The sequence below is a fragment of the Gelidibacter sp. F63206 genome, assembly GCF_023015735.1.
Window position 1 is genome coordinate 1 of the sequence record NZ_JALKAU010000056.1, and the last position, 25,000, is coordinate 25,000.

A 25,000-nucleotide genomic window follows, 5' to 3' on the forward strand; every position below is an offset into this window, starting at 1 on the left:
TGATAGCCTATAGTTTCTTGCCAAAAAAGCCAAGTATTAAATATCATACCGTAAAAACAGATCAACTCGTCCTTTTTTAATCGAACTCAGGTTAATAATAAAATATTGCAAGGCAGTCGTGTGCGTGGCGGAGGATTAAGAGGGTTAAATTTAGAAATTGACAGAAACGACCCTTTTGGAACATATTCAGATGACAATTGCCATTTGGTTTGTTATTACTGCAATAATGACAAGAGCTAAACCCTAGGGACTGATATTTATAAACAATTTTTTGGAAGAGCTCGATATGATTTTTTCCAGCATTTATTAAATCAATTATAGAATTACTAATGAAAGAACTGGAGTCATTAAATAAGATTTTCAAAGATGGGATTTTTAAAATCCCAGATTATCAAAGAGGTTATGCATGGTCAACAAAACAATTAAAAGATTTTTGGGAAGATATTAATAATCTACCTTCTGATAAAATGCACTACACTGGAGTGTTAACTTTGAAAAAAGTGGATGAAGAAATTTGGAAACACTGGAATAATGAAGGTTGGTTAATAAAAGATCGGGGTTATACACCTTATCATATTGTTGATGGACAACAGAGGCTAACAACTGTTGTAATATTTATACAATCTCTTATTGTCAAATCAACTAGATACTGTATGAGTATAAATATAAGTCACATTTTTGACATGTTGACGAATGTTGACGATTTTAAAACCTATGTTGACGAATTGTGAACTAATTAAATGATATAATATGATATCATTTAAACTGGTAAAAATCAAAAAACCTTGCAAATCATACGATTAGCAAGGTTTTGTTCTTAATTGGTATCTCTACCAGTGACCCGACTGGGGCTCGAACCCAGGACCCTAACATTAAAAGTGTTATGCTCTACCAACTGAGCTATCGAGTCATTTCTTCAATGAGGGTGCAAATATAAAAGGTTTTATTAATATTCAAACCCTTTTTTTGAAAAATTTTTTGTTTTTTTGCCAAGCCATTGGCTATGTTTTTAAGAATCAATTTATAAGCTGTTTTATGAGTATTGTTTTAATTGGATATATGGGGTCTGGAAAATCTTCAGTAGGTAAGAAACTATCAGAAATGGTCAATTTCAACTTTATCGATTTGGATGATTATCTTGAAGAAAAAGAGAAATTGAGCATAGCTCAGATTTTCGAAACCAAAGGAGAAATCTATTTCAGGAAAAAAGAACATTTATATTTGCAGGAGGTCTTACAGCTGAAGGATACCGTCCTGTCACTTGGGGGTGGGACACCATGTTATGGCAACAATATGGATACCATTTTAGAGGCTGAGGGAGCACGCAGTATTTATCTTAAGAGCTCTATCCCAAATCTTGTCAAAAGATTGAATCCAGAAAAAGCACAGCGCCCCTTGATAGCACATCTTAAATCAGATGAAGAGTTGACCGAGTTTATTGGGAAACATCTTTTTGAACGTTCTTTTTATTACAATCAGAGCAATCAAACCGTCGTCACGGATGGTAAAAATATTGAGACGATTGCGAAAGAAATTGTAGCCAATTTATTTTAAATAGGCTTCATAGGCTTTCCCGGTTAAAATGACTTCTACATGCTCATGTAGTGAAGTGGAAAGGGAAATACCCTTAAAATCGGCTTTCACTGGGAATTTCTTATGGTTCCTATTGACAAGTACCGCCGTTTTGAATTGTTGTAACGGAACATCCAGAAAATGTTTTACACCATAGATTAACGTGCTCCCAGAGTTGAGAACGTCGTCAATAAGTACAATGGATTTATTCTTATAATCTGCCGCAGCAACCGAAGTGGAAATAGGAGTGAGGGGGTTCTTCTTATCAATGGTGACCCTGCACAACACCGATTTTAAATCGGAGATCTTATCCAAATTGGATTTCAGTTTTTCTGCAAGGATATAGCCATTGGAATCAATTCCTGCTAAAATAACTTCAGTGCCATCCACATTGCTCTCATAAATCTGATAGGCAATACGTCTTATTTTATGGTTGATTTCCTGATGGCTTAGAATGGTTTGTTTTGACGTTGTCATTTGTGGTTCATATTTTTTCAAAGATAAATAAAGCGTTCTTTTTAATCGTCATCATTGGTCTCATAAAAATCATCAATATCGCGTCGGTCTTTTTTGGTAGGCCGGCCTGTCCCTTTTTTTCGATAATAATCTTTTGAAAATTTTAAGAGTTCCTGTGCTTCAAAGGCTTCTTTTGGCGTCGTATCCTTTATGTAAATGTCCACTAGTTTTGCGCCAACACGACTTGGGGGAATATCGTTGACGATAAGTTGATAATTGATTTGGTTTTTGCGTAATTCTACCTTGTCGGTGGCATAAACTTCCCGGCTGGGTTTGACTGCCTGTCCGTTAATTTTGATATGTCCTTTTTTGCAAGCTTCTGTGGCAAGGGTGCGTGTTTTATAGTATCGGACACACCAAAGAAATTTATCGATTCGCATATTTTAATTTTTAAATCTACGTTAATGTTGTTGTGCAAACATATTATATTATCGTATCTTGCCGGCAAAAATAAGCAATATTGAATCATTCTTTGCCAGCCTTTTTTGTTTGCTCAATGTAATGATTTTTAAGTGTATTGTGTTTTGCTTTTGAAAATGAATAAAATTAAATTGATGAAATTAAAAACCTACGTCCTCTCAACTTTATGTTTTTTAGCCCTATTGTCCTCTTGTAATAAAGATGATGACAATTCTATTGATCTGATTCCAGAAAGAGATCGTACCGAGCAACAGGTTGCAGACTTTGACTCCTTGCAGAAGTATTTGAAAACCCACTATTACAACCGTGGTAACTTTTTAGGGTCAGATGATCATAGTATTTCTGAGATTATAATAACGGAATTGCCAAAAGACGACAATGGCAACTATTTGGATATGCCAGATCCTGATTACAACCAAATGTTGAGTGTTGCCGTGGATATTGACAATCCTAAAACAACAACATATTTAGATGTAGAATATCAATTTTATATTTTAGAGCTTAATGAAGGGGGTGGCGTAAATCCGAATTTCTCAGATAATGTGAGAATGAATTACACTGGACTTCTTCCAAATGGAACATCTTTTGACGGCACCGTTACCCCAATAGAGTTTGATCTAATGACCTTAATCCCTGGATGGAGGGAGGTTATTCCGGAGTTCAAAACATCTGAGGGATTCGTTGAAAACGGTGACGGCACGGTAACGTATACTAATTATGGTCTTGGCATCATGTTCTTGCCTTCCGGACTGGGTTATTATAGTGAGCCTAAAGGCAGTATTCCGGCTTATTCCAATTTGATCTTTACGTTTGAATTATACCAATCTGAGGTTCTGGATCACGATGGTGATGGCATTCCTTCCTATATGGAAGATTTGAATGGCAATAAGAACCTATATGACGACGATACCGATGGTGATGGTATTCCAAACTTTTTGGATCCGGACGATGATGGCGACCGTGTATTGACCAAGAATGAAATGACGAGGCAGACTTATACAGTCGATACGAATATCGGCGAAGAAGAACCAGTGCTTGCAGAGCATGAGTTTTTAAGAAGTCGTGTTGAGACCGATGGAATCATCACCATTAAGACCTTGAAGTATGTAGATTCTGATAATAATGAGGTCTTTGATCATCTACAAGATGATGTTAAAATAGATTATAGTGCTAATGAATAAATCAATCAAATCCTGATAGTACAGGTATAGATAAAAAAAAGCTATCGGTTTTGCGATAGCCTTTTTTGTTGTTATAGAGCAAACGATATGCCTAAGATCAATTGTTCAGGTCTGGTATCAATCCTGCTTTCAGGGATACCAAAAGTAGCTTGGTTCTCGCTCAAACCTTTTTCGTATCTTAAATCAATTCCAAATCCGTTGAAATTAAGTCCGATACCAAAATTAAGACCGACGGTAAAGTCATTCTCAATGTCGTTAATAGTAATACCCTCAAATTCAGAGTCGATAATGTATTGTAATGATGGGCCTGCAAAAACACTGACAGGTCCTAAAATTTTCACACCAAATAACATTGGAGCATCTATTTTTTTCATCTTAAAAGCATCGTTACTGTACTCGCTCTTGGTTTGGGTATAGACCAATTCTGGCTTAAAATAAAATCGATCTCCAATTTTACCGTATAAGCCCACATGGAATCCAACGTTTTTGTCAGGACTTTTGGCGTTGGCCTCTATCGATTCGAAGTAATCGCCATTCCCGTTATAGTTTAAACCTGCTTTGATTCCAAATCCGTCGCCATTTTGGGCAGTAGTGGAAAAGGTAAATGCTGCTATGGCAAAACCTGCCAATACCAAATTCCTCCTCATGCCATGTTTACTTTTGAACTGTTCTTGAAATTTTTTTAAGATTTTCATATTAATTGTTTTTAAGTTTGATGTTCGATATAATCAAAAACGCTGCCAAACACGATTTATTTTGGTAATGAGTTTTTAATTTATCCGTAAAAATAAAGGGCTCTCTTTAAATTGAATTAAAGAAAGCCCAATATCGATATTAATGTGTTGATGAGATGTAATTATCGCTCTAAAAGTGAACTCAATTAGCAATCCATTTATTTTTTTCTCTGGATTACTTTTTGAGCTGCTTTAATGATAGAAGCACTGTTTAAGCCATATTTTTCCATTAACTGCGCTGGCGTTCCAGATTCTCCAAAAGTATCTTGTGTAGCCACAAATTCTTGTGGTGTTGGATGGTTCAACGTCAAAACACGAGCAACGCTCTCGCCTAATCCGCCAAGATAGTTGTGTTCTTCAGCAGTAACCACACATCCGGTTTTTTTGACTGATTTTAGAATAGCTTCATCATCCAAAGGTTTGATGGTGTGGATGTTGATGACTTCCGCTGAAATGCCTTGCTCGTTTAGAGTTTTTGCAGCTTCAAGAGCTTCCCAAACCAAATGACCAGTAGCAACGATGGTCACATCTTTGCCTTCCGTTAATTGTACTGCTTTTCCAATTTCGAATTTTTGGTCTTCTGCAGTGAAATTAGGTACTGAAGGGCGTCCAAAACGCAAATAGACTGGACCTTGATGCTCTGCAATGGCGATCGTGGCCGCTTTTGTTTGGTTGTAGTCGCAGGTATTGATGACGGTCATTCCCGGCAACATCTTCATCAATCCGATATCTTCTAAAATTTGGTGAGTTGCGCCATCTTCACCAAGTGTCAAACCTGCATGCGAGGCACATATCTTGACGTTTTTGCCCGAATAGGCCACACTTTGTCTAATTTGATCGTAAACACGACCGGTTGAAAAGTTGGCGAAAGTTCCCGTAAAAGGAATTTTTCCACCAATGGTAAGGCCAGCAGCCATTCCGATCATATTGGCTTCGGCTATTCCTACTTGAAAGAAACGCTCTGGATGGTTCTTTTTAAAATCGTCCATTTTTAACGAGCCAATCAAATCGGCACAAAGCGCAACAACTTTATCGTTGGTTTGTCCCAATTCTGTCAATCCCGCTCCAAATCCTGAACGTGTGTCTTTATTTCCTGTATTTGTGTATGTTTTCATATCCTCCCTAAATCCCTCCAAAGGAGGGACTTTTATGTTTTAATATTATTTATAATTATTTAACTGAACCAATTCCTCCCCTTTGGGGAGGTTAGGTGTGGACTTTAATAATCCCCCAACGTCTCCGCATTCTGTTCCAATCCGATGGCCAATTGCTCATCGTTTGGTGCTTTTCCATGCCATGCGTGGGTGTGCATCATAAAATCAACACCATTGCCCATAACTGTTTTTAAAAGGACACAAACAGGTTTTCCTTGTCCTGTCTTTGATTTGGCAATCGCCATACCTTTTAAGATGGCTTCTATATTGTTGCCTTGTTCTATTTCTACAACAGTCCAACCAAAGGCCTCAAATTTATTTTTAAGACTGCCCATTGGCAAAACATCATCTGTGGATCCATCAATCTGCTGTCCGTTAAGATCTATGGTAGAGATAAGGTTGTCCACCTTATTTCCCGCAGCATACATGATCGCTTCCCAATTTTGGCCCTCCTGAAGCTCGCCATCGCCGTGTAAGCTGTAGATTAAATGCGAATCATTGTTTAGTTTTTTTGCCTGTGCAGCACCGATGGCCACAGACATACCTTGGCCCAATGAACCAGAAGCTACACGAACCCCAGGTAATCCTTCATGCGTGGTTGGGTGCCCTTGTAAACGGGAATCAATCAATCGGAACGTATTTAATTCCTCTACAGGAAAATAGCCTGCTCTTGACAATACGCTGTAAAATACAGGGGAGATGTGACCGTTTGAAAGGAAGAACAGATCTTCACCTATTCCATCCATATCAAAGGTGTCCTTTCTATCCATGATCTCATTATAAAGCGCTACAAAAAATTCTGCGCAACCTAATGAGCCTCCTGGATGTCCAGAATTCACCTTGTGTACCATACGGAGAATATCTCTGCGTACCTGTGTTGTTAAATCTTCTAATTGTTGTGTGTTTGACATTTTCTAAAAGTTAGTTTTACGCTGCAAAAGTAGTCTTTTTAACCCCCGAAACAAAGTGCAAATTGGCGCACTTATTAACGAATGTTGCTGTTTTGCTAACAATTACATATCTGATATTTATCGAACTTTTTTGACCGAAATCCATTTGAAAATTTATGAACAGGTTAGATTTTTGAAACTTTTAACAAGAGGTCCTTATCTTAATTGCGGCATTGTTTATCTTTGCCAGCCTAATACAATTTTTAAAATATAACAACATCTTCCTTCAGCTTGAAAATTTTCAATTTGAATTAAAAAAGATGTAGGTTTGCCACGTATGAAATTTGAATTAAAAGGAAAAGACCCTCAGAGCAAGGCGAGGGCAGGAGCGCTTACTACAGATCATGGGGTTATTGAAACGCCTATTTTTATGCCGGTAGGTACGGTTGGTTCCGTAAAAGGCGTACACCAACGAGAACTTAAAAATGATATTAATGCGGATGTCATCTTGGGCAATACCTATCATTTGTATTTGCGTCCGCAAACGAAAATTTTAGAACAGGCTGGAGGCTTGCATAAGTTTATCAATTGGGACCGTAATATTTTGACGGATTCTGGTGGATATCAAGTGTATTCATTATCTGCAAACAGGAAAATCAAGGAGGAAGGTGTTAAGTTTAAATCGCATATTGATGGCAGTTACCATACGTTTACACCAGAGAATGTGATGGAAATCCAACGAACCATTGGTGCCGATATTATTATGGCATTCGATGAATGCACGCCTTATCCATGCGATTATAATTATGCCAAAAGATCCATGCACATGACCCATCGCTGGTTGGACAGATGCATCAACCATTTGGAGAAGCTTCCGTTCAAATATGGCTACGAACAAAGCTTTTTCCCGATTGTCCAAGGTAGTACCTATAAAGATTTACGCATGCAATCGGCCGAATACATTGCTAACGCTGGGGCCGTCGGGAATGCCATTGGCGGATTGTCAGTAGGAGAACCAGCTGAAGAAATGTATGCCATGACCGAAGTGGTCTGTGATATCCTTCCAGAGGATAAACCACGGTACTTAATGGGCGTTGGTACCCCAATCAATATTCTTGAAAATATTGCGTTAGGTGTGGATATGTTTGATTGCGTCATGCCTACGCGTAATGCCAGAAACGGCATGCTCTTTACTGCTCACGGATCGATCAATATCAAAAACAAGAAATGGGAAGCTGATTTTTCTCCTTTGGATGAGATGGCTATGACCTATGTGGACACTGAATATTCCAAAGCTTATTTGCGTCATTTGTTTAGCGTCAATGAGCGTTTGGCCATGCAGATTGCCACGATTCACAACCTCGGATTTTATTTGTGGTTGGTCAGGGAAGCCAGAAAACATATCTTAGCAGGAGATTTTAGAGCATGGAAAGATATGATGGTGAAGCAGATGGATAAACGGTTGTGAGTTCAGAGTTCAGAGTATAGAGTTTAGGGTTCAAAATCAGGATTAACAATTTAACACGTAATAAATTGTCTTTAGGAATAAAGAATAGGAATAAAAAATAACTAATAACAATAACCAATAGCAACAGACCTTGAAAATCCTTGATTGGTACATATTAAAACGATATCTCTTCACATTCTTGATGATGCTATTGCTGTTTATTCCCATCGGAATTACAGTCAATCTTGCTGAAAAAATTGGTAAAATTTTAGAGAATAAAGTACCGTTTGGAGAAGTGGCCCTGTACTATCTTAATTTTACGATTTACTTTGCCAATCTTTTGTTTCCCATATTTTTATTTCTATCCGTTATTTGGTTTACCTCAAAATTGGCCAACAACACAGAAATTGTCGCTTTTTTAAGCTCAGGTGTTTCCTTTTCGCGTTTTCTTAGGCCATACATTATCGGTGCAACCATTGTTTCTTTATTTGCCATGATCTTGGGGTTTTATTTGGCACCTATCGCAAGTCAAGGGTTTAACGAATTCACCTATAAATATTTGAAAAGTGCTAGGCATCAAGATCCAGGTCAAAACATTTTTAGGCAGATCAATGATACTGATATAATATTTGTGAGCAGTTTTGATAAGGTTCAAAAAAGAGGCTATAATTTTACTTTAGAGCATATAGAGGGAAATGAACTTAAATATAAAATTTTTGCGAATTCAATAGTCTATTCGGAAGTAGATAGCACTTATAAATTGTTCAACTATTACAAACGGAACATCACAGATAAAGGCGATATCATCGAATCACAACGTAGGATGGATACTGTATTTCCTTTTGATTTGGAAGATTTAATGCCAGTCAATTATATTGCCGAAACAAAACCTTACTCTGAATTGGTAGAATTTATAGATAAGGAGAAGGCTCGGGGCTCTTCAAATATTGGTCGCTATGAAATTGTAAAATATAAAAAATGGAGTTTACCTGTTTCCGTTTTTATTCTGACCATTATTGCTGTAGCCGTATCTTCCATTAAGCGAAGAGGAGGGATGGGTTTTAACTTGGCTTTTGGTATTACAACTGCCATGGTTTATGTCTTTTTTGATAAGGTTTTTGGCGTATTGGCCGAACAATCTGATTTTTCTCCAATAATCGCCGCATGGCTTCCAAATTTGGTTTTTGGTATTTTAGCTATCTTTCTCCTCTACAATGCAAAACGCTAAGCTCAAGAATTACCTGCACCTTCATATTTTAGTTTTCATCGCTGGTTTTACTGCTATTTTAGGCGAGTTGATCACTATAGGTTCTATCCCATTAGTGTGGTATAGAATGTTGATGGCAGGATTACTCATGTTTCTTTATATCAAGTTCAAAAAGGTCAAATTAAAGATCGATAAGCGAACGATGCTGAAATTTCTTGCGGCAGGAGTCATCGTCTCGTTACATTGGATTACTTTTTTTGAAGCAATCAAGCAATCCAATATTTCCATTGCACTCGCAATGTTTTCTACGGGAGCTTTTTTTGCTTCTTTTATTGAACCTTTCTTATATAAAAGACGAATTGTATGGTATGAAATTATTCTTGGGGTAATTGTCGTTCTTGGCGTCTTTCTAATCACTCATGGCGAGTTGAGATATATCAATGGTATCATTCTTGGGGTTGTTTCGGCCTTATTGTCCAGTTTATTTGCAGTTATTAATGGCACTTTTATACGGAAATATTCCGCAACGGTCATCTCCTTTTATGAGTTTGTTAGTGGGGTCGCATTCTTGACGCTTTTTATCCTATTATTTAAAGGAGGATTTGACATCAAATTTTTCACGCTTTCTGCGTCAGATTGGGTGTTTCTTTTTTTATTGGCGTCTGTCTGTACGGCCTATGCATTTATTGGAGTGGTTAAAGTAATGAAATTTATCAGTCCATATACAGTGGTGCTTTCTTATAATCTGGAGCCTGTTTATGGAATAGCTTTGGCCTTGCTGTTATTTCCTGAAACAGAAACCATGGAACCTCAGTTTTACTATGGCGCTTGTTTAGTATTGCTGTCTGTCATGATGGATGCCGTGTTAAAAAATGTGAATTCCTATAGGGCAAGGAAACGAAAAACACACTAAATCGATTAATCTTTAAGAGTTGCTTTGATTATCCGTACCTTTGTAGGGTCATCCAATAAATACCTATTTTTTCATATTGTAGTTTTACCTGAACGGAAAAAATTACGTAGGTTTGTAGGCTAACTAATAATTAAAACTTAAATTTCTATGGAGTATTTAGAATTTGAGCTTCCCATAAAAGAACTAGAGGATCAGTTGTCAAAATGCCGAGTGATTGGTGAAGAGAGTGATGTTGACGTGACTCAAACTTGTGAACAAATTGAGAAGAAGCTCCTCGCTACAAAGAAAGATATCTATAAAAATCTAACCGCGTGGCAACGTGTTCAATTATCGCGTCATCCAAATAGACCTTATACTTTAGATCATATCAGGGCCTTGTGTGGCGAATCTTTTTTGGAGTTGCATGGAGATAGAAATGTAAAGGATGATAAAGCCATGATTGGCGGATTAGGTAAGATTGGCGATCAGTCTTATATGCTTATTGGCCAACAAAAGGGGTATAACACCAAAACCAGACAGTATCGCAATTTTGGAATGTCAAATCCTGAAGGTTACCGAAAGGCTTTACGCTTGATGAAATCTGCTGAGAAATTTAAAATTCCGGTAGTGACTTTAATTGACACCCCTGGTGCTTATCCTGGATTGGAAGCTGAAGAACGTGGACAAGGAGAGGCCATTGCAAGAAATATTTTAGAAATGACCCGTTTAAAAGTGCCAATCATTTGTGTAATTATTGGTGAAGGTGCTTCTGGTGGAGCTTTGGGTATTGGTGTTGGAGACCGTGTGCTGATGATGGAAAACACCTGGTATTCTGTAATTTCTCCTGAATCCTGTTCGTCAATCCTATGGCGCAGTTGGGAGTATAAGGAACAGGCGGCAGAAGCCTTAAAACTTACCGCTCCAGATATGAAAAAAATGAAATTGGTAGACGATATTATCAAAGAGCCATTGGGCGGTGCACATACCAATCGAGAGGAAGCCTTTTTAGCCGTCAGAAAAGCAATCGAAAAATCTTATGATGAGCTTAAAAACTTATCACCAAAAGAATTGGTACAAAAACGCATGGATAAATATGCTAATATGGGGGTCTATAAATAATAATCCCCCAATACCTTAACCAAAATCAAAACTGAAGTTAATGGCTTCGGTTTTTTTTGGCCTTATTAACAATATTATAAAGTTATCAACAGTTATATTGTTGATGACCTGTTAAGATTGAAGTGCAATTAAATGGCTTCTTTCTTTACAAATTATTTACTTTCGTATTCATGAAACAACCAAATCAAATACAAGGCTATAAAGTGGACAAAAGCACGATTATTAGCTTAGAAAAAGGAAAAATTCCGCCACAAGCTCTTGATTTAGAAGAGGTTGTTCTCGGGGCTATGATGATTGATAAAAAAGGGGTAGATGAAGTTATCGATATTTTAAGCCCAGAAGCATTCTATAAAGATGCTCACAAACACATCTTTGAGGCTATTTTCAAATTATTTGAAAACAGTGAACCTGTCGATTTATTAACCGTTTCTAGCCAACTCAAGAAAGATGCAAAGTTGGAATTGGTAGGTGGCGATTTTTATTTGATTTCTTTGACCCAACGCGTGTCTTCCTCGGCACATATTGAGTTTCATGCAAGGATTATTCTCCAAAAATTCATACAGCGTAGTCTGATCAAGATTTCTAATGAAATTATTGAAGAGGCTTACGATGAAACTAAAGATGTTTTTGATTTATTGGACCAAGCGGAGGCAAAGCTTTATGAAGTGACCCAAGGAAATATCAAGAAATCTACGGAAACTGCCCAAAGTTTGGTTATTCAAGCGAAAAAGAAAATTGAAGATATTTCCAATAAGGAGGGCTTGAGCGGTATTCCATCAGGCTTTGATAAATTGGATAAATTAACCTCGGGATGGCAAGAGAGCGATTTGATCATTGTGGCAGCTCGTCCAGGGATGGGTAAAACAGCCTTGACCCTTTCCATGGCTCGAAATATCGCGGTTGAGCATAATATTCCGGTGGCGTTTTTCTCATTAGAGATGGCTTCAGTGCAGTTGATCACCCGTTTGATCTCTAGTGAAACAGGTCTCTCTTCTGAAAAATTGCGAACAGGGAAACTTGAGAAGCACGAATGGGAACAGTTAAATGTTAAGGTGAAAGCTTTAGAGAAAGCACCTTTGTTTATTGATGATACCCCGTCACTTTCTATTTTTGATTTGCGTGCAAAAGCACGTCGTTTAGCGTCACAATACGGCATTAAAATGATCATTATCGATTATCTTCAATTGATGACTGCTGGCGGAAGCCAGAAAGGCGGAAACAGGGAGCAGGAAATTTCTACTATCTCCCGTAACCTCAAAGCTTTGGCAAAGGAATTGAGCCTTCCCGTAATTGCCCTCTCACAACTATCTCGAGCGGTAGAGACCCGTGGCGGCAGTAAAAGGCCATTATTATCTGATTTACGTGAATCAGGAGCAATTGAACAGGATGCGGATATTGTATCGTTTATCTATAGACCCGAATACTACAAAATTGACGAGTGGGATGATGAAGAGCGTTCTCCTACGGAAGGTCAAGCGGAATTCATTGTAGCCAAACATAGAAATGGTGGCTTGGAGAATATCAGGTTGAAGTTTGTTGGACATCTTGGTAAGTTTGATAACCTTGATGATTTTGACACACCATTTGGCGAATTCCATTCCAAAATGAATGCGGCGGCCAATGACAATACCTTTAAGTCTGGTAATTTCCCTTCGGCATCAGATGCATTTGATCCACCTTCAATGGATGATGTCGACGATAATGATGTGCCATTCTAAAACCTTAACTTTTCTTTAATTTCTTTAAGAGTTTAAGATTATCTTTGCAAGCTGATAATTAGAATTTTACCCATGGATAAAAGACGTACGACAAATTTATTATTGCTGGTTATTGTTGTGCCTTTGGTTTTTTATTTGCTAAAAATCCTATCGTTCATCTTTATTCCATTGGTATTCTCCATGTTTATAGCGCTCTTGTTTTTACCCTTGATGCGTTGGTTGGGGAAAAAAGGTGTGCCAAAATATCTCAGTATTTTTATTGTGATTCTTCTTATTTTGTTGGGTCTGGCAATTACCGTAGAATTGATACATCTGTCCAGTAAACAAATTATGTCATCTGACAGCACCTTTTTCAAGGAAGCTGAAGGCAAGATTAGAGGCCTAAAAGACTCATTGGAAACGTTTTTTGGTGTCCAATTGGGGAAAAATGGAAGTATCATGGCTCAATTGGCGGAGACCAAAAATATTGGCTCTGTTGTAGGCTCTATGGGGAGATTCATTAGCATGGCCCTGACAACTGCTTTCTTTACCGTGCTTTGGCTGGCCGAATCCATCAATGTCCAAAAATTACTACATGTCACTTTGTTGAAACGAAAACATACTGCGGTCAAAACCTTCCTTAAAATTGAAAATGATTTGATCACTTTCATAAAGGTGAAGTTTCTGGTAAGTTTGGGGACGGGAATCTTTACCGGTCTCGCCTGTGTGTATTTTGATGTGAGTTTTCCAATTTTCTGGGGACTATTTGCCTTTGTGATTAATTTTGTGCAAATGATCGGATCGTTTATTGCGGTGATTAGTTTAACTATTTTTGCCTTTGTGGAATTGGATCCATCAAGCACCTTGTTCTTCTTTATTCTGGCCATCTCGTTAGTCCAGGTTACTTTCGGGTCAATTTTGGAACCTATATTTATGGGAAAATCCTTTTCCATCAATATTATAGCCGTTTTGGTGATGTTGATGTTCTGGGGCTATATTTGGGGAATTGCAGGAATGATCATGTCCATCCCAATAACGGTTTTCTTGAAAATTATTCTGGAACAATTTCCAAGTACTAAAATTGTAGCAAGTCTGCTTTCGGGCAAGAATGAGGAATTTTAAGGTGGGATTTATCCAATATTTTCTTAAAGCATTTTAGGGACGCTTTATTTTTGTTTATCTTTCCATTGATAAAAACCACTTCCTTTAAATAGAGGTGCGATTAGTCATCATGATCAATTTATCACATCGAACCACAATCTTCATTTATTTTGAAAAAAGCAGTTTGTATCCTATTTTTTATTCTTGTAAGTGTGCAATCCTTTGCCTCGTACATTCTTATTCCTATGGATGCTGAAGGTCAAAAAAACCATCTTAAAGCGTACGGTATGACCTATTGGACACTCGAAAAACAATTGAAAGTGAAATGGCTGCTCAATTATAGGGGAGGATCGTTCTTGTTGCCCGACCTTGAAGAAATTCGTAGAGAATGTCAGATTAGAGGTATTTCATTCGAAGTGATTTCAGATGCGAAAACCGAGGAAATTTTGGAGTTTATTGACAGCCCTTCGCAAAATATGGAATCCGTGGTATTGGAAAAAGCTCCTAAAATTGCCGTCTATTCTCCCAAGGGGAATCCACCATGGGATGACGCCGTGACTTTAGTGTTGACCTATGCCGAAATACCTTACGAAACTATTTACGACGAAGAAGTATTGAATGATGGGTTAGTGCTTTACGATTGGCTGCATCTCCACCATGAAGATTTTACCGGACAATATGGCAAGTTTTATAGAACCTACAAATCGGCTGCTTGGTATATTGAAGAAAAAAGACAAGCCGAAGCATTGGCGGCCAAACTAGGTTATGCGAAGGTGTCGGAACAAAAATTGGCAGTGGCCCTGAAAATTAGAGATTATGTGGTTGGTGGCGGATTTATGTTTGCCATGTGCAGTGCCACCGACAGTTTTGACATTGCCTTGTCGGCAGAAGGTGTTGATATTTGTGAGCCGATGTTTGATGGCGACCCTAGTGATCCGAATTATCAAAGCAAAATCGATTATAGTAAAACCTTCGCATTTAAGGATTTTATTTTGGAAAGAAATCCTAATATTTATGAGTTTTCGTCCATTGATATGACTTCCAAACGTCAAATTCCTATGTTAACTGATTACTTTACACTCATGGACTATTCCGCTAAATGGGATCCCATTCCTACCATGTTATGTCAAAATCATACAGCTTTGGTAAAAGGTTTTATGGGACAGACGACTTCTTTTACGAGAGAAGAAATCAAATCGAACGTTCTAATTATGGGTGAAAATAAAACCAATGGCGAAGCTAAATACATCCATGGGATCAAAGGAAAAGGCTTTTTTACATTTTATGGCGGACACGATCCTGAAGACTATACGCACAAAGTTGGCGACCCAAAGACTGAGTTGGAGCTACATCCTACATCCCCAGGTTACCGATTGATTTTAAATAATGTCTTGTTTCCTGCTGCTAAAAAGAAAAAACAGAAGACCTAATAGAAGAACGTTTTTGTTGAGATCGGAGTTCATATATGGACGTTTTTACATTTCGTTTAGAGATATTGCCCTTTATTCACAGTAAAGCCGTTTTCAGATTTACCACGAGAATTACCTGTTTTAAAAACCTTCTTTCAGTGATACGATAATAAACTCTCACTCAGGCAGCGCCTATTGTTGTCAAATGAGCACTTATAGAACCGTATTATTTCTTACTTTTAAAAAAAATCAAATTATGTCTACTAAGGAAACTATACTTAATAAAATTCAAATCCTTATTTCTAACAGTTTCAAGACACCTGAGGAAGCATTTGCATTTTTTGATAACGACAAGGATGGTAAACTTTCCAAAAAAGAAATCGCTCAGCTACTTAAGAAGGCAGAAATTAGCGGCCTGATAAGAGGTTTGGTGACCAGTAAGCTTATTGAAGGTTATGATAAGGATGGCGATGGATTGGTCGATTGGCAAGAGTTTAAGGCAGCCATTGATGAAATTAAGAAATAAGTGCTAACATCCACCGCGCATGCTATATTATATTAAACAATTTTTCAAGCTATTCTTCGCATCCGTTTTATATTGGTCGTTTGCATTTTGTCTTTTTATCCTCATTAGATATTTGGGCAGAGAGCAAGAGCAGGTGGAGGCTATTGACGCCAGCAAGGTATATCCGGTTGCTGAATATCTTTTATTTGGAGTGGCTTTAGGAATTATGGTCGCTATTGTTTATACGATAGTTGAATACATTTTTGATAAATTTCTATCAAAAGCTTTAAACCTGGGCTTGATCCTGCTTATCAAATCGCTTATTTATCTGATATTTCTTATTTTCTCATTGAGTATTATGGCTTTTTTGGCTGAAGATTATCTCAATATCAATTTCCCAAATCACAGGGGATGGTGGATTTCCAATAAAATATTTTGGATGGTCACTGCTTATTTCATTATTTGTTCTTTGTTGTTTTCGTTTTTGCGATTGGCCAATGATAAGTTTGGAAAGGGCATCATCTTTAAAATGCTCATTGGCAGATATAGAAATCCGCGAGAAGTGGAACGGATATTCATGTTTTTGGATTTAAAATCTTCCACAGCACATGCTGAGGAATTAGGACATCTAAAATACAGCCAACTTATTCAGGATTGTTTCTTTTATCTAAATAAGATTATTAATAAATATGATGCGGAAATTTACCAATATGTAGGTGATGAGGCCGTGTTGAGTTGGAGGCCTAATCGGGGTATTAGAAAATTGAATTGCATCAGACTGTTCTTTGACTTTGATAGAAAGTTGAAAAGACATACCAGATACTACCAAAAAAAGTATGGGGTTCAGCCAGAGTTTAAAGCTGGACTGCATACTGGAAAAATCATTATTGCCGAGGTTGGCACCGTAAAAAAGGAACTTGCCTATCATGGTGATGTCATTAATTCTACATCTCGAATACAAGAGAAATGCAATGAGTATAATGAATCCTTGCTCATCTCTGATGAACTATTCAAAAAGCTGAATTTGAACAATAAATACGAAGCTATTTCTTTAGGAGATGAATTATTGGAAGGCAAAACGGAGGAACTCAAAATTTATGCTATTCATAAAAAATAGCTATACGAATTTAATCAAAGTTGATTGGAGATTGGAAATTTTTGAAACAAAAAGGTTAGTGGTTAGGGGTTTAAAAAGTAGAGACAAGATCAATTATATTGAACTGCTTTCTGACCCTGAAATTATAAACCCAATTCCTCAAGCAAGACTTTCCGAAAGTCAGATATTAGATAAATTCTATGACAATCTGAATTTAAAATGGAGTGATCTAAGTAGGTCGAAATATACATGTGGAATCTTTGAAAAAGGTAATCCTGAGATGATTGGGCTCTGTCTGTTTTTAACCAATGATGAAAACGATAAAGAGCTAGGCTATCGTTTTAGATCAAATTATTGGGGAAAAGGATACGGAACCGAAATTGCAAAAGGAATGATAGATCATTATTTTAACAGCTTGAATGTTGACAGGGTCGCAGCCGACGTCAATACTAAAAATATTGGTTCGGCAAAAATTTTGGAAAAATTCATGAAACCTATGAAGGAGTTTTTCAACCAAGAACGTCATTGTAGGGTTAGACGATATATAATTGAAAAAAGCGACTGGATAGACGAGCAAGGTTGATTAGCTTTGGATTGTAGTATCGGTAATTGAAATTCCGCAAGATAGAAAGGAGGGTTTACTTTTACGATAACTCTTTCTCTCCTCTACAGCATCATTTTATTAGTGTAGTATTGCTAAACGAATTTAAAATTGATTGCTATTGAATCGTCGTGAAACATGCGTATCCCATCTATGTTTGGACAGGAATCCGTTTTGAATTAAAATACAGACTTTCTGCAGTTCAAAAAAAAATCCGATTCAATTAAGAATCGGATTTTTTATAAGCGAATTGTGTTTGTTATTTTGGCGAAACGCCTATTTTTTTATTTTTTTGGCAATGGCTTCAAAAGCATCTGGATGGTTCATTGCTAAATCTGCAAGAACCTTACGGTTCAATGCGATATTGTTAGCTTTGATTCCTCCCATGAATTTTGAATAAGACATTCCGTGTAATCTGGCTGCTGCGTTGATACGCGTAATCCATAATGAACGGAAATTTCTTTTCTTTACCCTACGGTCTCTATACGAATATAACATCGCTTTGTCAACCGCATTTTTGGCTACTGTCCAAACGTTTTTACGTCTTCCAAAGTATCCCTTTGCTTGTTTAAGAACCTTTTTTCTTCTGGCTCTTTTTGCTACTGAATTTACTGATCTTGGCATTTCTTAATTTTTTTTTGTAGTAGGCGGTCTATTACTGACACTTTGTCTTATTAACTTCACAAATCGAAAATTTGCAATCGTTAATCATTGAGCCTAACTCCAGGGTTTATAATTTATTTTAACCGATTAAAATCGAGTTACTTTAAACGCAACATGATTTTAACATTGTTCATATCGGCCTCGTGAACTAAAGTCATTTTAGTTAAGGCTTTCTTACGCTTTTTAGATTTTTTGGTCAAGATATGACTCTTAAAAGCGTGCTTTCTTTTAATCTTCCCAGTGCCCGTTACTTTAAAACGTTTCTTAGCACTAGATACTGTTTTCATTTTCGGCATTTTCTCCTAAATTTTAATTTACTTTTCGCTTATTATCTTCAAACACCCTTATATGGTGCGTTATTTATCATTGATTTTTGGTAGCTGAGCTTGTCGAAGCTACTTCTTTTTAGGGGCTATGAACATCGTCATACGCTTTCCTTCTAGTCTTGGCATTTGTTCAACTTTACCATATTCTTCAAGATCTTGGGCTAGTTTCAATAGTAATATTTGCCCTTGTTCTTTAAACACAATAGAACGACCTTTAAAAAACACAAAAGCTTTTAGTTTTGCGCCTTCCTTTAGGAACTTTTCTGCGTGTTTCTTTTTGAATTCGTAATCGTGATCATCTGTCTGAGGTCCAAAACGGATTTCTTTAACAACAACTTTGGTCGCTTTGGACTTTAATGACTTGTCGCGTTTCTTTTGCTCATAAAGAAACTTCTTGTAATCCATCACCTTACAAACGGGCGGATCAGCTTTAGGCGATATCTCAACCAAATCAACACCCTGTTCTTCGGCAATGGCCAAAGCTTGTTTAGTGGTGTATACCCCGGTTTCAACATTATCTCCAACAAGTCTTACGTTTTCGGCTCTAATATTTCTGTTAATTTTATGTTGCTCCTCTTTTTCAGTTCTTCTGAAGCTACCTCTGTTTCTACGAATTGCTATGGCTTATATGTTTTTAGTTAAACTTAATTTTTCTATTTAAAGGTTTTTAATGTCTTTTTCACCTCATTTTCAACAACCTTTGCGAAGTCTACTGCACTTATCATGCCTAAATCTTCTCCGCCATGTTGTCGTACGGTTATCATATCTTTATTTTCTTCTTGCTCGCCAACGATAATCATGTATGGGATTTTAGCCATTTCCGCTTCACGGATTTTCTTGCCAATAGTCTCATTTCTATTATCTGCGAGGGCGCGAATTTCGTTATTTTCTAGCACATTTAAAACTTTTTCGGCGTATTTTTCATATTTTTCACTAATTGACAGCACTATTGCTTGAGTTGGCATGAGCCAAAGTGGGAAATTTCCACCGGTGTGCTCTAACAAAATCGCCACAAAACGCTCCATACTTCCAAAAGGTGCGCGATGAATCATGACGGGTCTGTGCAATTCATTATCACTACCTTTATAGGTAAGATCAAATCGTTCAGGTAGGTTATAATCTACTTGAATCGTGCCTAATTGCCAGTTTCTTCCCAGAGCATCTTTCACCATAAAATCCAACTTAGGACCGTAAAAAGCAGCTTCACCTGTTTCTACCACATAGTCCAAGCCTTTGTCTATCGCTGCATTAAGGATGGCAGCTTCGGCTTTCTCCCAGTTTTCATCACTACCTATATATTTTTCAGGCGTATTTGGATCTCTTAATGATACCTGCGCCTTAAAGTTTTCAAATCCTAAAGAACCAAACACATAAAGAACCAAGTCAATAACATCCTTAAACTCTTTATCCAACTGATCTGGCGTACAAAAAATATGCGCATCATCTTGGGTAAAGCCTCTTACACGTGTCAAACCGTGCAATTCGCCACTCTGTTCATAACGGTAAACCGTTCCAAACTCAGCGTAGCGTATAGGAAGTTCTTTGTAAGAAAATGGTTTGGCATTATAGATCTCGCAATGATGAGGGCAATTCATAGGTTTCAATAAGAATTCTTCACCTTCATTGGGAGTCAGAATGGGCTGAAAACTATCAGCGCCGTATTTTTCATAATGTCCAGAAGTAATATAAAGCTCCTTCTGTCCAATATGAGGAGTGACCACCATTTGATACCCCGCTTTCTTCTGTGCTTTCTTTAAGAAATTCTCAAGTCGCTCTCTTAAAGCGGCACCTTTTGGTAACCACAAAGGTAAACCTTGACCCACTTTAGTTGAGAAAGTAAACAATTCTAGCTCTCTGCCCAATTTTCTGTGATCGCGTTTTTTTGCCTCCTCAAGTAAGTGAAGATATTCGGTCAAATCCTTTTGCTTTGGAAATGAAATCCCGTAAACCCGCGTTAGTTGCTTATTGTTTTCATCACCTCTCCAATACGCACCAGCAACCGACATGATTTTGACCGCTTTGATAATCGAAGTATTCGGAATATGTCCACCTCTACATAAATCGGTAAATGTTGAATGATCGCAAAAAGTGATTGTGCCATCTTCGAGGTTTTCAATCAGCTCTACTTTGTATTCATTGTTTTGAGACTTATATAATGATAAGGCATCGGCTTTTGATACTGATCGTAAATTAAAGTCGTGTTTTCCTCTGGCAATCTCCAGCATCTTATCTTCAATAGTCTTAAAGTCCTTGTCAGAAATCGTTTGATCCCCTAAATCCACATCATAGTAAAAGCCATTCTCAATAGCAGGACCAATAGTAAGTTTGACGCCAGGATATAACTCTTCAAGTGCCTGGGCCAAAACGTGAGCGGATGAATGCCAAAAAGCCTTTTTGCCTTCTTTGTCATTCCAGGTATACAATACCAATGCGCCATCTGTGATCAATGGGGTGTGCGTCTCTACAGTAGCCCCATTGAAACTTGCAGAAATAACATTTCTGGCCAACCCTTCACTTATGCTTTTGGCAACATCCATTGGTGTTGCATTATTCTCAAACGGTTTAACAGTTCCGTCTGGTAGCGTTATATCAATCATATATCTCTTGTACTAATTTAGGATGACAAAGATAAGATGTTAAATACTTTCATACAATATATATAGAGGTATAAATATTATCGGTAATAAAACGTTGCGAAGAGTAGGGGAGTTTGAAGTAATCATTGATTTGCTTCCTCCTTATATATATGAGTGTTTTGATGAATTATATAAAACAAGTCATAGTGTCCTATATATAGGAGAGCTGGTTTGTTTGGTTTTTGGGCGTTTGTTCTGCCGAAGGGGCAGCCCACCGCGCTCTCGCCCCTCACTTTTTCCGGCCGCTTTGGCGTCCGCAAAAGAGTTCAGGCAAGGGCTCCATCGCTAACGCGGGGCCCGTCCGCGCCTCCCTGGCCATTGGCCGCCATGGTTTCCCTGCGGCCTAAGGCGTTCATTTCCAGCGGGAAGAAAAATAGTTGAAAAAAAGTTCGATTTTATTTTGTCGGTAAGGGAAAAAGGGTTGTATATTTGCACCCCGCAAACGAGGGTCCCATGGATCCGAGGGCAGGGAAAGAGTTCATTTACATCCTTGGAAAAAGAAAGCAAAATATTTTCGATAAAATGTTTTGCGGATCGGAAAAAGGTTGTATGTTTGCAGCCGCAAAAAACGGCAACGTTGGCAGCGGCAGAGGGTTCATTGGAATGGTGTTTTTAGGGGTTGATTGGAGTGTGAAAAAAACTTTCAAAAAAAACTTTCAAAAACATTGTGTGGATCTAAAAAAGGGTTGTATATTTGCACCCGCTTAGCGATTGGGTTCGCTGAGGAAAAAGAGAAACAAGTTCATTAACATATTGGATTGACAGCGTAGCGAAGCATTGGAAACGGTGCTTTGCACAAAAAAAGAGAACAAGCCATTTTGAGTACCAAGAATTGGATTTCCTTTGGTCGTTGAAAAGTACTGAGTGCCTCGGCACTCTAAAAGAACAACGATGAAGAGTTTGATCCTGGCTCAGGATGAACGCTAGCGGCAGGCCTAACACATGCAAGTCGAACGGGATTTATCAGCTTGCTGATAATGAGAGTGGCGCACGGGTGAGTAACGCGTATGCAACCTACCTTTTACAGTGGGATAGCCCAGAGAAATTTGGATTAATACCGCATAGTATGCACGACCGGCATTGGTTGTGCATTAAACATTTATGGGTAAGAGATGGGCATGCGTTCTATTAGTTAGTTGGAGTGGTAACGGCACCCCAAGACAGCGATAGATAGGGGCCCTGAGAGGGGGATCCCCCACACTGGTACTGAGACACGGACCAGACTCCTACGGGAGGCAGCAGTGAGGAATATTGGACAATGGGCGCAAGCCTGATCCAGCCATGCCGCGTGCAGGAAGACGGCCCTATGGGTTGTAAACTGCTTTTATACAGGAAGAAACATCCCGACGTGTCGGGACTTGACGGTACTGTAGGAATAAGGATCGGCTAACTCCGTGCCAGCAGCCGCGGTAATACGGAGGATCCAAGCGTTATCCGGAATCATTGGGTTTAAAGGGTCCGTAGGTGGACGATTAAGTCAGAGGTGAAATCCTGCAGCTCAACTGTAGAATTGCCTTTGATACTGGTTGTCTTGAATCATTGTGAAGTGGTTAGAATATGTGGTGTAGCGGTGAAATGCATAGATATCACATAGAATACCGATTGCGAAGGCAGATCACTAACAATGTATTGACACTGATGGACGAAAGCGTGGGGAGCGAACGGGATTAGATACCCCGGTAGTCCACGCCGTAAACGATGGATACTAGTTGTCCGTCCGCCTGGCGGATGGGTGACTAAGCGAAAGTGATAAGTATCCCACCTGGGGAGTACGTTCGCAAGAATGAAACTCAAAGGAATTGACGGGGGCCCGCACAAGCGGTGGAGCATGTGGTTTAATTCGATGATACGCGAGGAACCTTACCAGGGCTTAAATGTGGATTGACAGGACCAGAGACGGTCTTTCCTTCGGGCAATCCACAAGGTGCTGCATGGTTGTCGTCAGCTCGTGCCGTGAGGTGTCAGGTTAAGTCCTATAACGAGCGCAACCCCTGTTGTTAGTTGCCAGCGAGTAATGTCGGGAACTCTAGCAAGACTGCCAGTGCAAACTGTGAGGAAGGTGGGGATGACGTCAAATCATCACGGCCCTTACGTCCTGGGCTACACACGTGCTACAATGGTGGGGACAGAGAGCAGCCACTGGGTGACCAGGAGCGAATCTACAAACCCCATCACAGTTCGGATCGGAGTCTGCAACTCGACTCCGTGAAGCTGGAATCGCTAGTAATCGCAGATCAGCCATGCTGCGGTGAATACGTTCCCGGGCCTTGTACACACCGCCCGTCAAGCCATGGAAGCTGGGAGTACCTGAAGTCCGTCACCGCAAGGAGCGGCCTAGGGTAAAATTGGTAACTAGGGCTAAGTCGTAACAAGGTAGCCGTACCGGAAGGTGCGGCTGGAACACCTCCTTTCTAGAGAAAGACGGCCATGGAATGATATTGGAAAAGGGATGTTTTGTTCTCCCGCTGTTGATTTAATGATATACTATAGTAGAGTCTCATAGCTCAGCTGGTTACCCGCCCGCGCCGGAAAGGCACGTTCGGACGGGGAGCGCAGCGCTCTTTAGGGCAATTGCCGTTGGCAGTTCCCGTTCAGGGGGTTAAGGGCCTAAGTCAGTCTCATAGCTCAGCTGGTTAGAGCGCTACACTGATAATGTAGAGGTCGGCAGTTCGAGTCTGCCTGAGACTACTAACTACTATGGAAAAGGAAATTCTGGAAGTTGGGATTCATAATTCAAGGTTCTGAATTCAAAGTTCTGAATTCAAACGGGGGATTAGCTCAGCTGGCTAGAGCGCCTGCCTTGCACGCAGGAGGTCATCGGTTCGACTCCGATATTCTCCACTATCTCTGAGAAGATAGAATAAAGAAAAAAGACAATAGACTTGGTCTATGCTCTATTTTCTCTGTTCTTTTCTCTCAAGGAAAACGTTCATTGACATATTGAAAAAAGATACATAAAAAATATTACGGATATATCCTTCGGGATGTATCAAGTAACACGTGGTCGTTCCTGGTTTACGAGCTAAGGGATGACTGCAAACTCATTAAAAGACAAAAAGTACAATAAGCTACATAAGAGCGTATGGGGAATGCCTAGGCTCTCAGAGGCGATGAAGGACGTGATAAGCTGCGAAAAGCTGCGGGGACTGGCACATACAGATCGATCCGCAGATATCCGAATGGGGCAACCCACCATATTGAAGATATGGTATCCCGATTTATCGGGAAGCAAACCCGGAGAACTGAAACATCTAAGTACCCGGAGGAGAAGAAAACAAAAGTGATTCCGTAAGTAGTGGCGAGCGAACGCGGATTAGCCCAAACCGGTACCGTTAAGGCGGTATCGGGGTTGTAGGACCACGACATTCGAAGCATGATGAACTAGAACACGTTGGAAAGCGTGGCCATAGACGGTGATAGCCCGGTATGGGTAAGTAATGCTTAGATAGTGGTATCCTGAGTAGTGCGGGGCACGTGAAACCCTGTATGAATTTGGCGGGACCATCCGTTAAGGCTAAATACTCCTGAGAGACCGATAGTGAACCAGTACCGTGAGGGAAAGGTGAAAAGAACCCTGAATAAGGGAGTGAAAGAGAACCTGAAACCATACGCTTACAAGCGGTCGGAGTCCCGATTCATCGGGATGACGGCGTGCCTTTTGCATAATGAGCCTACGAGTTACCGTTGCCAGCGAGGTTAAGTGGTTAAGCCACGGATCCGTAGCGAAAGCGAGTCTGAACAGGGCGCTTTAGTTGGTAGTGGTAGACGCGAAACCGTGTGATCTACCCATGGGCAGGTTGAAGTTTAGGTAACACTAAATGGAGGACCGAACCG

Annotated in this window: 22 protein-coding genes, 3 tRNA genes and 2 rRNA genes (1 of these 27 cut by a window edge); 17 read left to right on the forward strand and 10 right to left on the reverse strand. The window is 39.1% G+C overall.

The window, feature by feature from the left end:
• Positions 1-329: 329 nt before the first annotated feature.
• Positions 330-731: a DUF262 domain-containing protein gene (locus tag MWU32_RS02530; RefSeq protein WP_246937501.1), complete on the forward strand. Its 402-nt coding sequence runs from the start codon at positions 330-332 to the stop codon at positions 729-731.
• 106 nt (positions 732-837) lie between these two features.
• Here the strand turns inward: MWU32_RS02530 and MWU32_RS02535 are convergent.
• Positions 838-910 (reverse strand) — tRNA-Lys (locus MWU32_RS02535).
• Positions 911-1,035: 125 nt separating this feature from the next.
• Between MWU32_RS02535 and MWU32_RS02540 the strand changes: the two genes are divergently transcribed.
• Positions 1,036-1,554 carry a shikimate kinase gene (locus tag MWU32_RS02540; protein ID WP_246937503.1) on the forward strand — a complete coding sequence of 173 codons (519 nt, stop codon included), beginning with the start codon at positions 1,036-1,038 and terminating at the stop codon, positions 1,552-1,554.
• On the opposite strand, the gene MWU32_RS02545 is transcribed toward MWU32_RS02540, so the two are convergent.
• Complete coding sequence (locus MWU32_RS02545; RefSeq protein ID WP_246937505.1) at positions 1,546-2,049, reverse strand: phosphoribosyltransferase family protein; 504 nt, start codon at positions 2,047-2,049, stop codon at positions 1,546-1,548. The two genes, MWU32_RS02540 and MWU32_RS02545, sit on opposite strands and share 9 nt — an antisense overlap.
• A gap of 41 nt (positions 2,050-2,090) precedes the next feature.
• On the reverse strand, positions 2,091-2,468 hold the full coding sequence (locus tag MWU32_RS02550) for an RNA-binding S4 domain-containing protein (RefSeq protein ID WP_246937507.1): 378 nt from the start codon (positions 2,466-2,468) through the stop codon (positions 2,091-2,093).
• 174 nt (positions 2,469-2,642) lie between these two features.
• On the opposite strand from MWU32_RS02550, the gene MWU32_RS02555 reads away from it, so the two are divergent.
• Complete coding sequence (locus tag MWU32_RS02555; protein WP_246937509.1) at positions 2,643-3,689, forward strand: FKBP-type peptidyl-prolyl cis-trans isomerase; 1,047 nt, start codon at positions 2,643-2,645, stop codon at positions 3,687-3,689.
• A 71-nt stretch (positions 3,690-3,760) separates the two neighbouring features.
• Here MWU32_RS02555 and MWU32_RS02560 read toward each other — a convergent pair whose 3' ends face one another.
• The 3 genes from MWU32_RS02560 to MWU32_RS02570 form a co-directional block, all read right to left on the reverse strand.
• Positions 3,761-4,384, reverse strand: coding sequence for an outer membrane beta-barrel protein (locus MWU32_RS02560; protein ID WP_246937512.1), 624 nt, complete (start codon positions 4,382-4,384; stop codon positions 3,761-3,763).
• Between the two features lie 197 nt (positions 4,385-4,581).
• Positions 4,582-5,538, reverse strand: coding sequence for a transketolase family protein (locus MWU32_RS02565; protein ID WP_246937514.1), 957 nt, complete (start codon positions 5,536-5,538; stop codon positions 4,582-4,584).
• A 104-nt stretch (positions 5,539-5,642) separates the two neighbouring features.
• Positions 5,643-6,488 carry a transketolase gene (locus MWU32_RS02570; protein ID WP_246937515.1) on the reverse strand — a complete coding sequence of 282 codons (846 nt, stop codon included), beginning with the start codon at positions 6,486-6,488 and terminating at the stop codon, positions 5,643-5,645.
• A 316-nt stretch (positions 6,489-6,804) separates the two neighbouring features.
• Between MWU32_RS02570 and tgt the strand changes: the two genes are divergently transcribed.
• The 10 genes from tgt (at position 6,805) to MWU32_RS02620 (ending at position 17,523) form a co-directional block, all read left to right on the forward strand.
• Positions 6,805-7,935, forward strand: a complete 1,131-nt coding sequence (tgt, locus tag MWU32_RS02575; RefSeq protein ID WP_246937517.1) for a tRNA guanosine(34) transglycosylase Tgt — start codon at positions 6,805-6,807, stop codon at positions 7,933-7,935.
• 130 nt (positions 7,936-8,065) lie between these two features.
• Positions 8,066-9,142 (forward strand): LptF/LptG family permease, encoded by a 1,077-nt coding sequence (locus MWU32_RS02580; protein ID WP_262914701.1) that lies wholly within the window; start codon positions 8,066-8,068, stop codon positions 9,140-9,142.
• Positions 9,129-10,034, forward strand: a complete 906-nt coding sequence (locus MWU32_RS02585; protein ID WP_246937519.1) for a DMT family transporter — start codon at positions 9,129-9,131, stop codon at positions 10,032-10,034. The genes MWU32_RS02580 and MWU32_RS02585 overlap by 14 nt, the downstream gene beginning before the upstream one ends.
• Positions 10,035-10,181: 147 nt before the next feature.
• A complete protein-coding gene (locus MWU32_RS02590; protein WP_246937521.1) occupies positions 10,182-11,132 on the forward strand; it encodes an acetyl-CoA carboxylase carboxyltransferase subunit alpha in 951 nt (316 codons plus the stop codon).
• A 170-nt stretch (positions 11,133-11,302) separates the two neighbouring features.
• Positions 11,303-12,850 (forward strand): replicative DNA helicase, encoded by a 1,548-nt coding sequence (dnaB, locus tag MWU32_RS02595; RefSeq protein WP_246937523.1) that lies wholly within the window; start codon positions 11,303-11,305, stop codon positions 12,848-12,850.
• Positions 12,851-12,922: 72 nt separating this feature from the next.
• Complete coding sequence (locus MWU32_RS02600; RefSeq protein ID WP_246937525.1) at positions 12,923-13,951, forward strand: AI-2E family transporter; 1,029 nt, start codon at positions 12,923-12,925, stop codon at positions 13,949-13,951.
• 224 nt (positions 13,952-14,175) lie between these two features.
• A complete protein-coding gene (locus MWU32_RS02605; protein WP_317235145.1) occupies positions 14,176-15,360 on the forward strand; it encodes an asparagine synthetase B in 1,185 nt (394 codons plus the stop codon).
• Positions 15,361-15,595: 235 nt separating this feature from the next.
• Positions 15,596-15,865 (forward strand): EF-hand domain-containing protein, encoded by a 270-nt coding sequence (locus MWU32_RS02610; RefSeq protein WP_246937529.1) that lies wholly within the window; start codon positions 15,596-15,598, stop codon positions 15,863-15,865.
• A gap of 19 nt (positions 15,866-15,884) precedes the next feature.
• Positions 15,885-16,961, forward strand: coding sequence for an adenylate/guanylate cyclase domain-containing protein (locus MWU32_RS02615; RefSeq protein ID WP_246937531.1), 1,077 nt, complete (start codon positions 15,885-15,887; stop codon positions 16,959-16,961).
• Positions 16,942-17,523, forward strand: a complete 582-nt coding sequence (locus MWU32_RS02620; RefSeq protein WP_246937533.1) for a GNAT family N-acetyltransferase — start codon at positions 16,942-16,944, stop codon at positions 17,521-17,523. Before MWU32_RS02615 ends, MWU32_RS02620 begins: the two co-directional genes overlap by 20 nt.
• A gap of 294 nt (positions 17,524-17,817) precedes the next feature.
• Here the strand turns inward: MWU32_RS02620 and rplT are convergent, their stop codons facing one another.
• The 4 genes from rplT to thrS form a co-directional block, all read right to left on the reverse strand.
• Positions 17,818-18,165, reverse strand: a complete 348-nt coding sequence (rplT, locus tag MWU32_RS02625; protein ID WP_246937535.1) for a 50S ribosomal protein L20 — start codon at positions 18,163-18,165, stop codon at positions 17,818-17,820.
• Positions 18,166-18,302: 137 nt separating this feature from the next.
• A complete protein-coding gene (gene rpmI, locus MWU32_RS02630) occupies positions 18,303-18,500 on the reverse strand; it encodes a 50S ribosomal protein L35 (protein WP_208234980.1) in 198 nt (65 codons plus the stop codon).
• 99 nt (positions 18,501-18,599) lie between these two features.
• The gene (gene infC / locus MWU32_RS02635; RefSeq protein WP_205334789.1) at positions 18,600-19,151 is read right to left on the reverse strand and encodes a translation initiation factor IF-3; all 552 of its coding nucleotides are present in this window, start codon (positions 19,149-19,151) and stop codon (positions 18,600-18,602) included.
• A 32-nt stretch (positions 19,152-19,183) separates the two neighbouring features.
• A complete protein-coding gene (gene thrS, locus MWU32_RS02640; RefSeq protein ID WP_246937537.1) occupies positions 19,184-21,127 on the reverse strand; it encodes a threonine--tRNA ligase in 1,944 nt (647 codons plus the stop codon).
• Positions 21,128-22,054: 927 nt separating this feature from the next.
• Between thrS and MWU32_RS02645 the strand changes: the two genes are divergently transcribed.
• From MWU32_RS02645 to MWU32_RS02660, 4 genes are all read left to right on the forward strand, one after another.
• Positions 22,055-23,577, forward strand: a 16S ribosomal RNA gene (locus tag MWU32_RS02645).
• A gap of 203 nt (positions 23,578-23,780) precedes the next feature.
• Positions 23,781-23,854 (forward strand) — tRNA-Ile (locus MWU32_RS02650).
• 79 nt (positions 23,855-23,933) lie between these two features.
• Positions 23,934-24,007, forward strand: a tRNA-Ala gene (locus MWU32_RS02655).
• 220 nt (positions 24,008-24,227) lie between these two features.
• A 23S ribosomal RNA gene (locus tag MWU32_RS02660) occupies positions 24,228-25,000 on the forward strand (it continues 2,071 nt past the right edge of the window).
• Together the 16S and 23S rRNA genes with 2 tRNA genes alongside form the textbook arrangement of a ribosomal RNA operon.

Bases quoted from the DNA above. Each gene is read 5' to 3' on its own strand.
- MWU32_RS02550 (WP_246937507.1), bottom strand. From the start codon at position 2,468: ATGCGAATCGATAAATTTCTTTGGTGTGTCCGATACTATAAAACACGC.
- dnaB (WP_246937523.1), top strand. From the start codon at position 11,303: ATGAAACAACCAAATCAAATACAAGGCTATAAAGTGGACAAAAGCACG.
- MWU32_RS02560 (WP_246937512.1), bottom strand. From the start codon at position 4,384: ATGAAAATCTTAAAAAAATTTCAAGAACAGTTCAAAAGTAAACATGGC.
- MWU32_RS02530 (WP_246937501.1), top strand. From the start codon at position 330: ATGAAAGAACTGGAGTCATTAAATAAGATTTTCAAAGATGGGATTTTT.
- MWU32_RS02555 (WP_246937509.1), top strand. From the start codon at position 2,643: ATGAAATTAAAAACCTACGTCCTCTCAACTTTATGTTTTTTAGCCCTA.
- tgt (WP_246937517.1), top strand. From the start codon at position 6,805: ATGAAATTTGAATTAAAAGGAAAAGACCCTCAGAGCAAGGCGAGGGCA.
- thrS (WP_246937537.1), bottom strand. From the start codon at position 21,127: ATGATTGATATAACGCTACCAGACGGAACTGTTAAACCGTTTGAGAAT.
- MWU32_RS02585 (WP_246937519.1), top strand. From the start codon at position 9,129: ATGCAAAACGCTAAGCTCAAGAATTACCTGCACCTTCATATTTTAGTT.
- MWU32_RS02615 (WP_246937531.1), top strand. From the start codon at position 15,885: ATGCTATATTATATTAAACAATTTTTCAAGCTATTCTTCGCATCCGTT.
- MWU32_RS02565 (WP_246937514.1), bottom strand. From the start codon at position 5,538: ATGAAAACATACACAAATACAGGAAATAAAGACACACGTTCAGGATTT.
- MWU32_RS02570 (WP_246937515.1), bottom strand. From the start codon at position 6,488: ATGTCAAACACACAACAATTAGAAGATTTAACAACACAGGTACGCAGA.
- MWU32_RS02540 (WP_246937503.1), top strand. From the start codon at position 1,036: ATGAGTATTGTTTTAATTGGATATATGGGGTCTGGAAAATCTTCAGTA.
- MWU32_RS02590 (WP_246937521.1), top strand. From the start codon at position 10,182: ATGGAGTATTTAGAATTTGAGCTTCCCATAAAAGAACTAGAGGATCAG.
- MWU32_RS02610 (WP_246937529.1), top strand. From the start codon at position 15,596: ATGTCTACTAAGGAAACTATACTTAATAAAATTCAAATCCTTATTTCT.
- rplT (WP_246937535.1), bottom strand. From the start codon at position 18,165: ATGCCAAGATCAGTAAATTCAGTAGCAAAAAGAGCCAGAAGAAAAAAG.
- MWU32_RS02605 (WP_317235145.1), top strand. From the start codon at position 14,176: ATGGATGCTGAAGGTCAAAAAAACCATCTTAAAGCGTACGGTATGACC.
- MWU32_RS02545 (WP_246937505.1), bottom strand. From the start codon at position 2,049: ATGACAACGTCAAAACAAACCATTCTAAGCCATCAGGAAATCAACCAT.
- rpmI (WP_208234980.1), bottom strand. From the start codon at position 18,500: ATGCCGAAAATGAAAACAGTATCTAGTGCTAAGAAACGTTTTAAAGTA.
- MWU32_RS02620 (WP_246937533.1), top strand. From the start codon at position 16,942: ATGCTATTCATAAAAAATAGCTATACGAATTTAATCAAAGTTGATTGG.
- MWU32_RS02600 (WP_246937525.1), top strand. From the start codon at position 12,923: ATGGATAAAAGACGTACGACAAATTTATTATTGCTGGTTATTGTTGTG.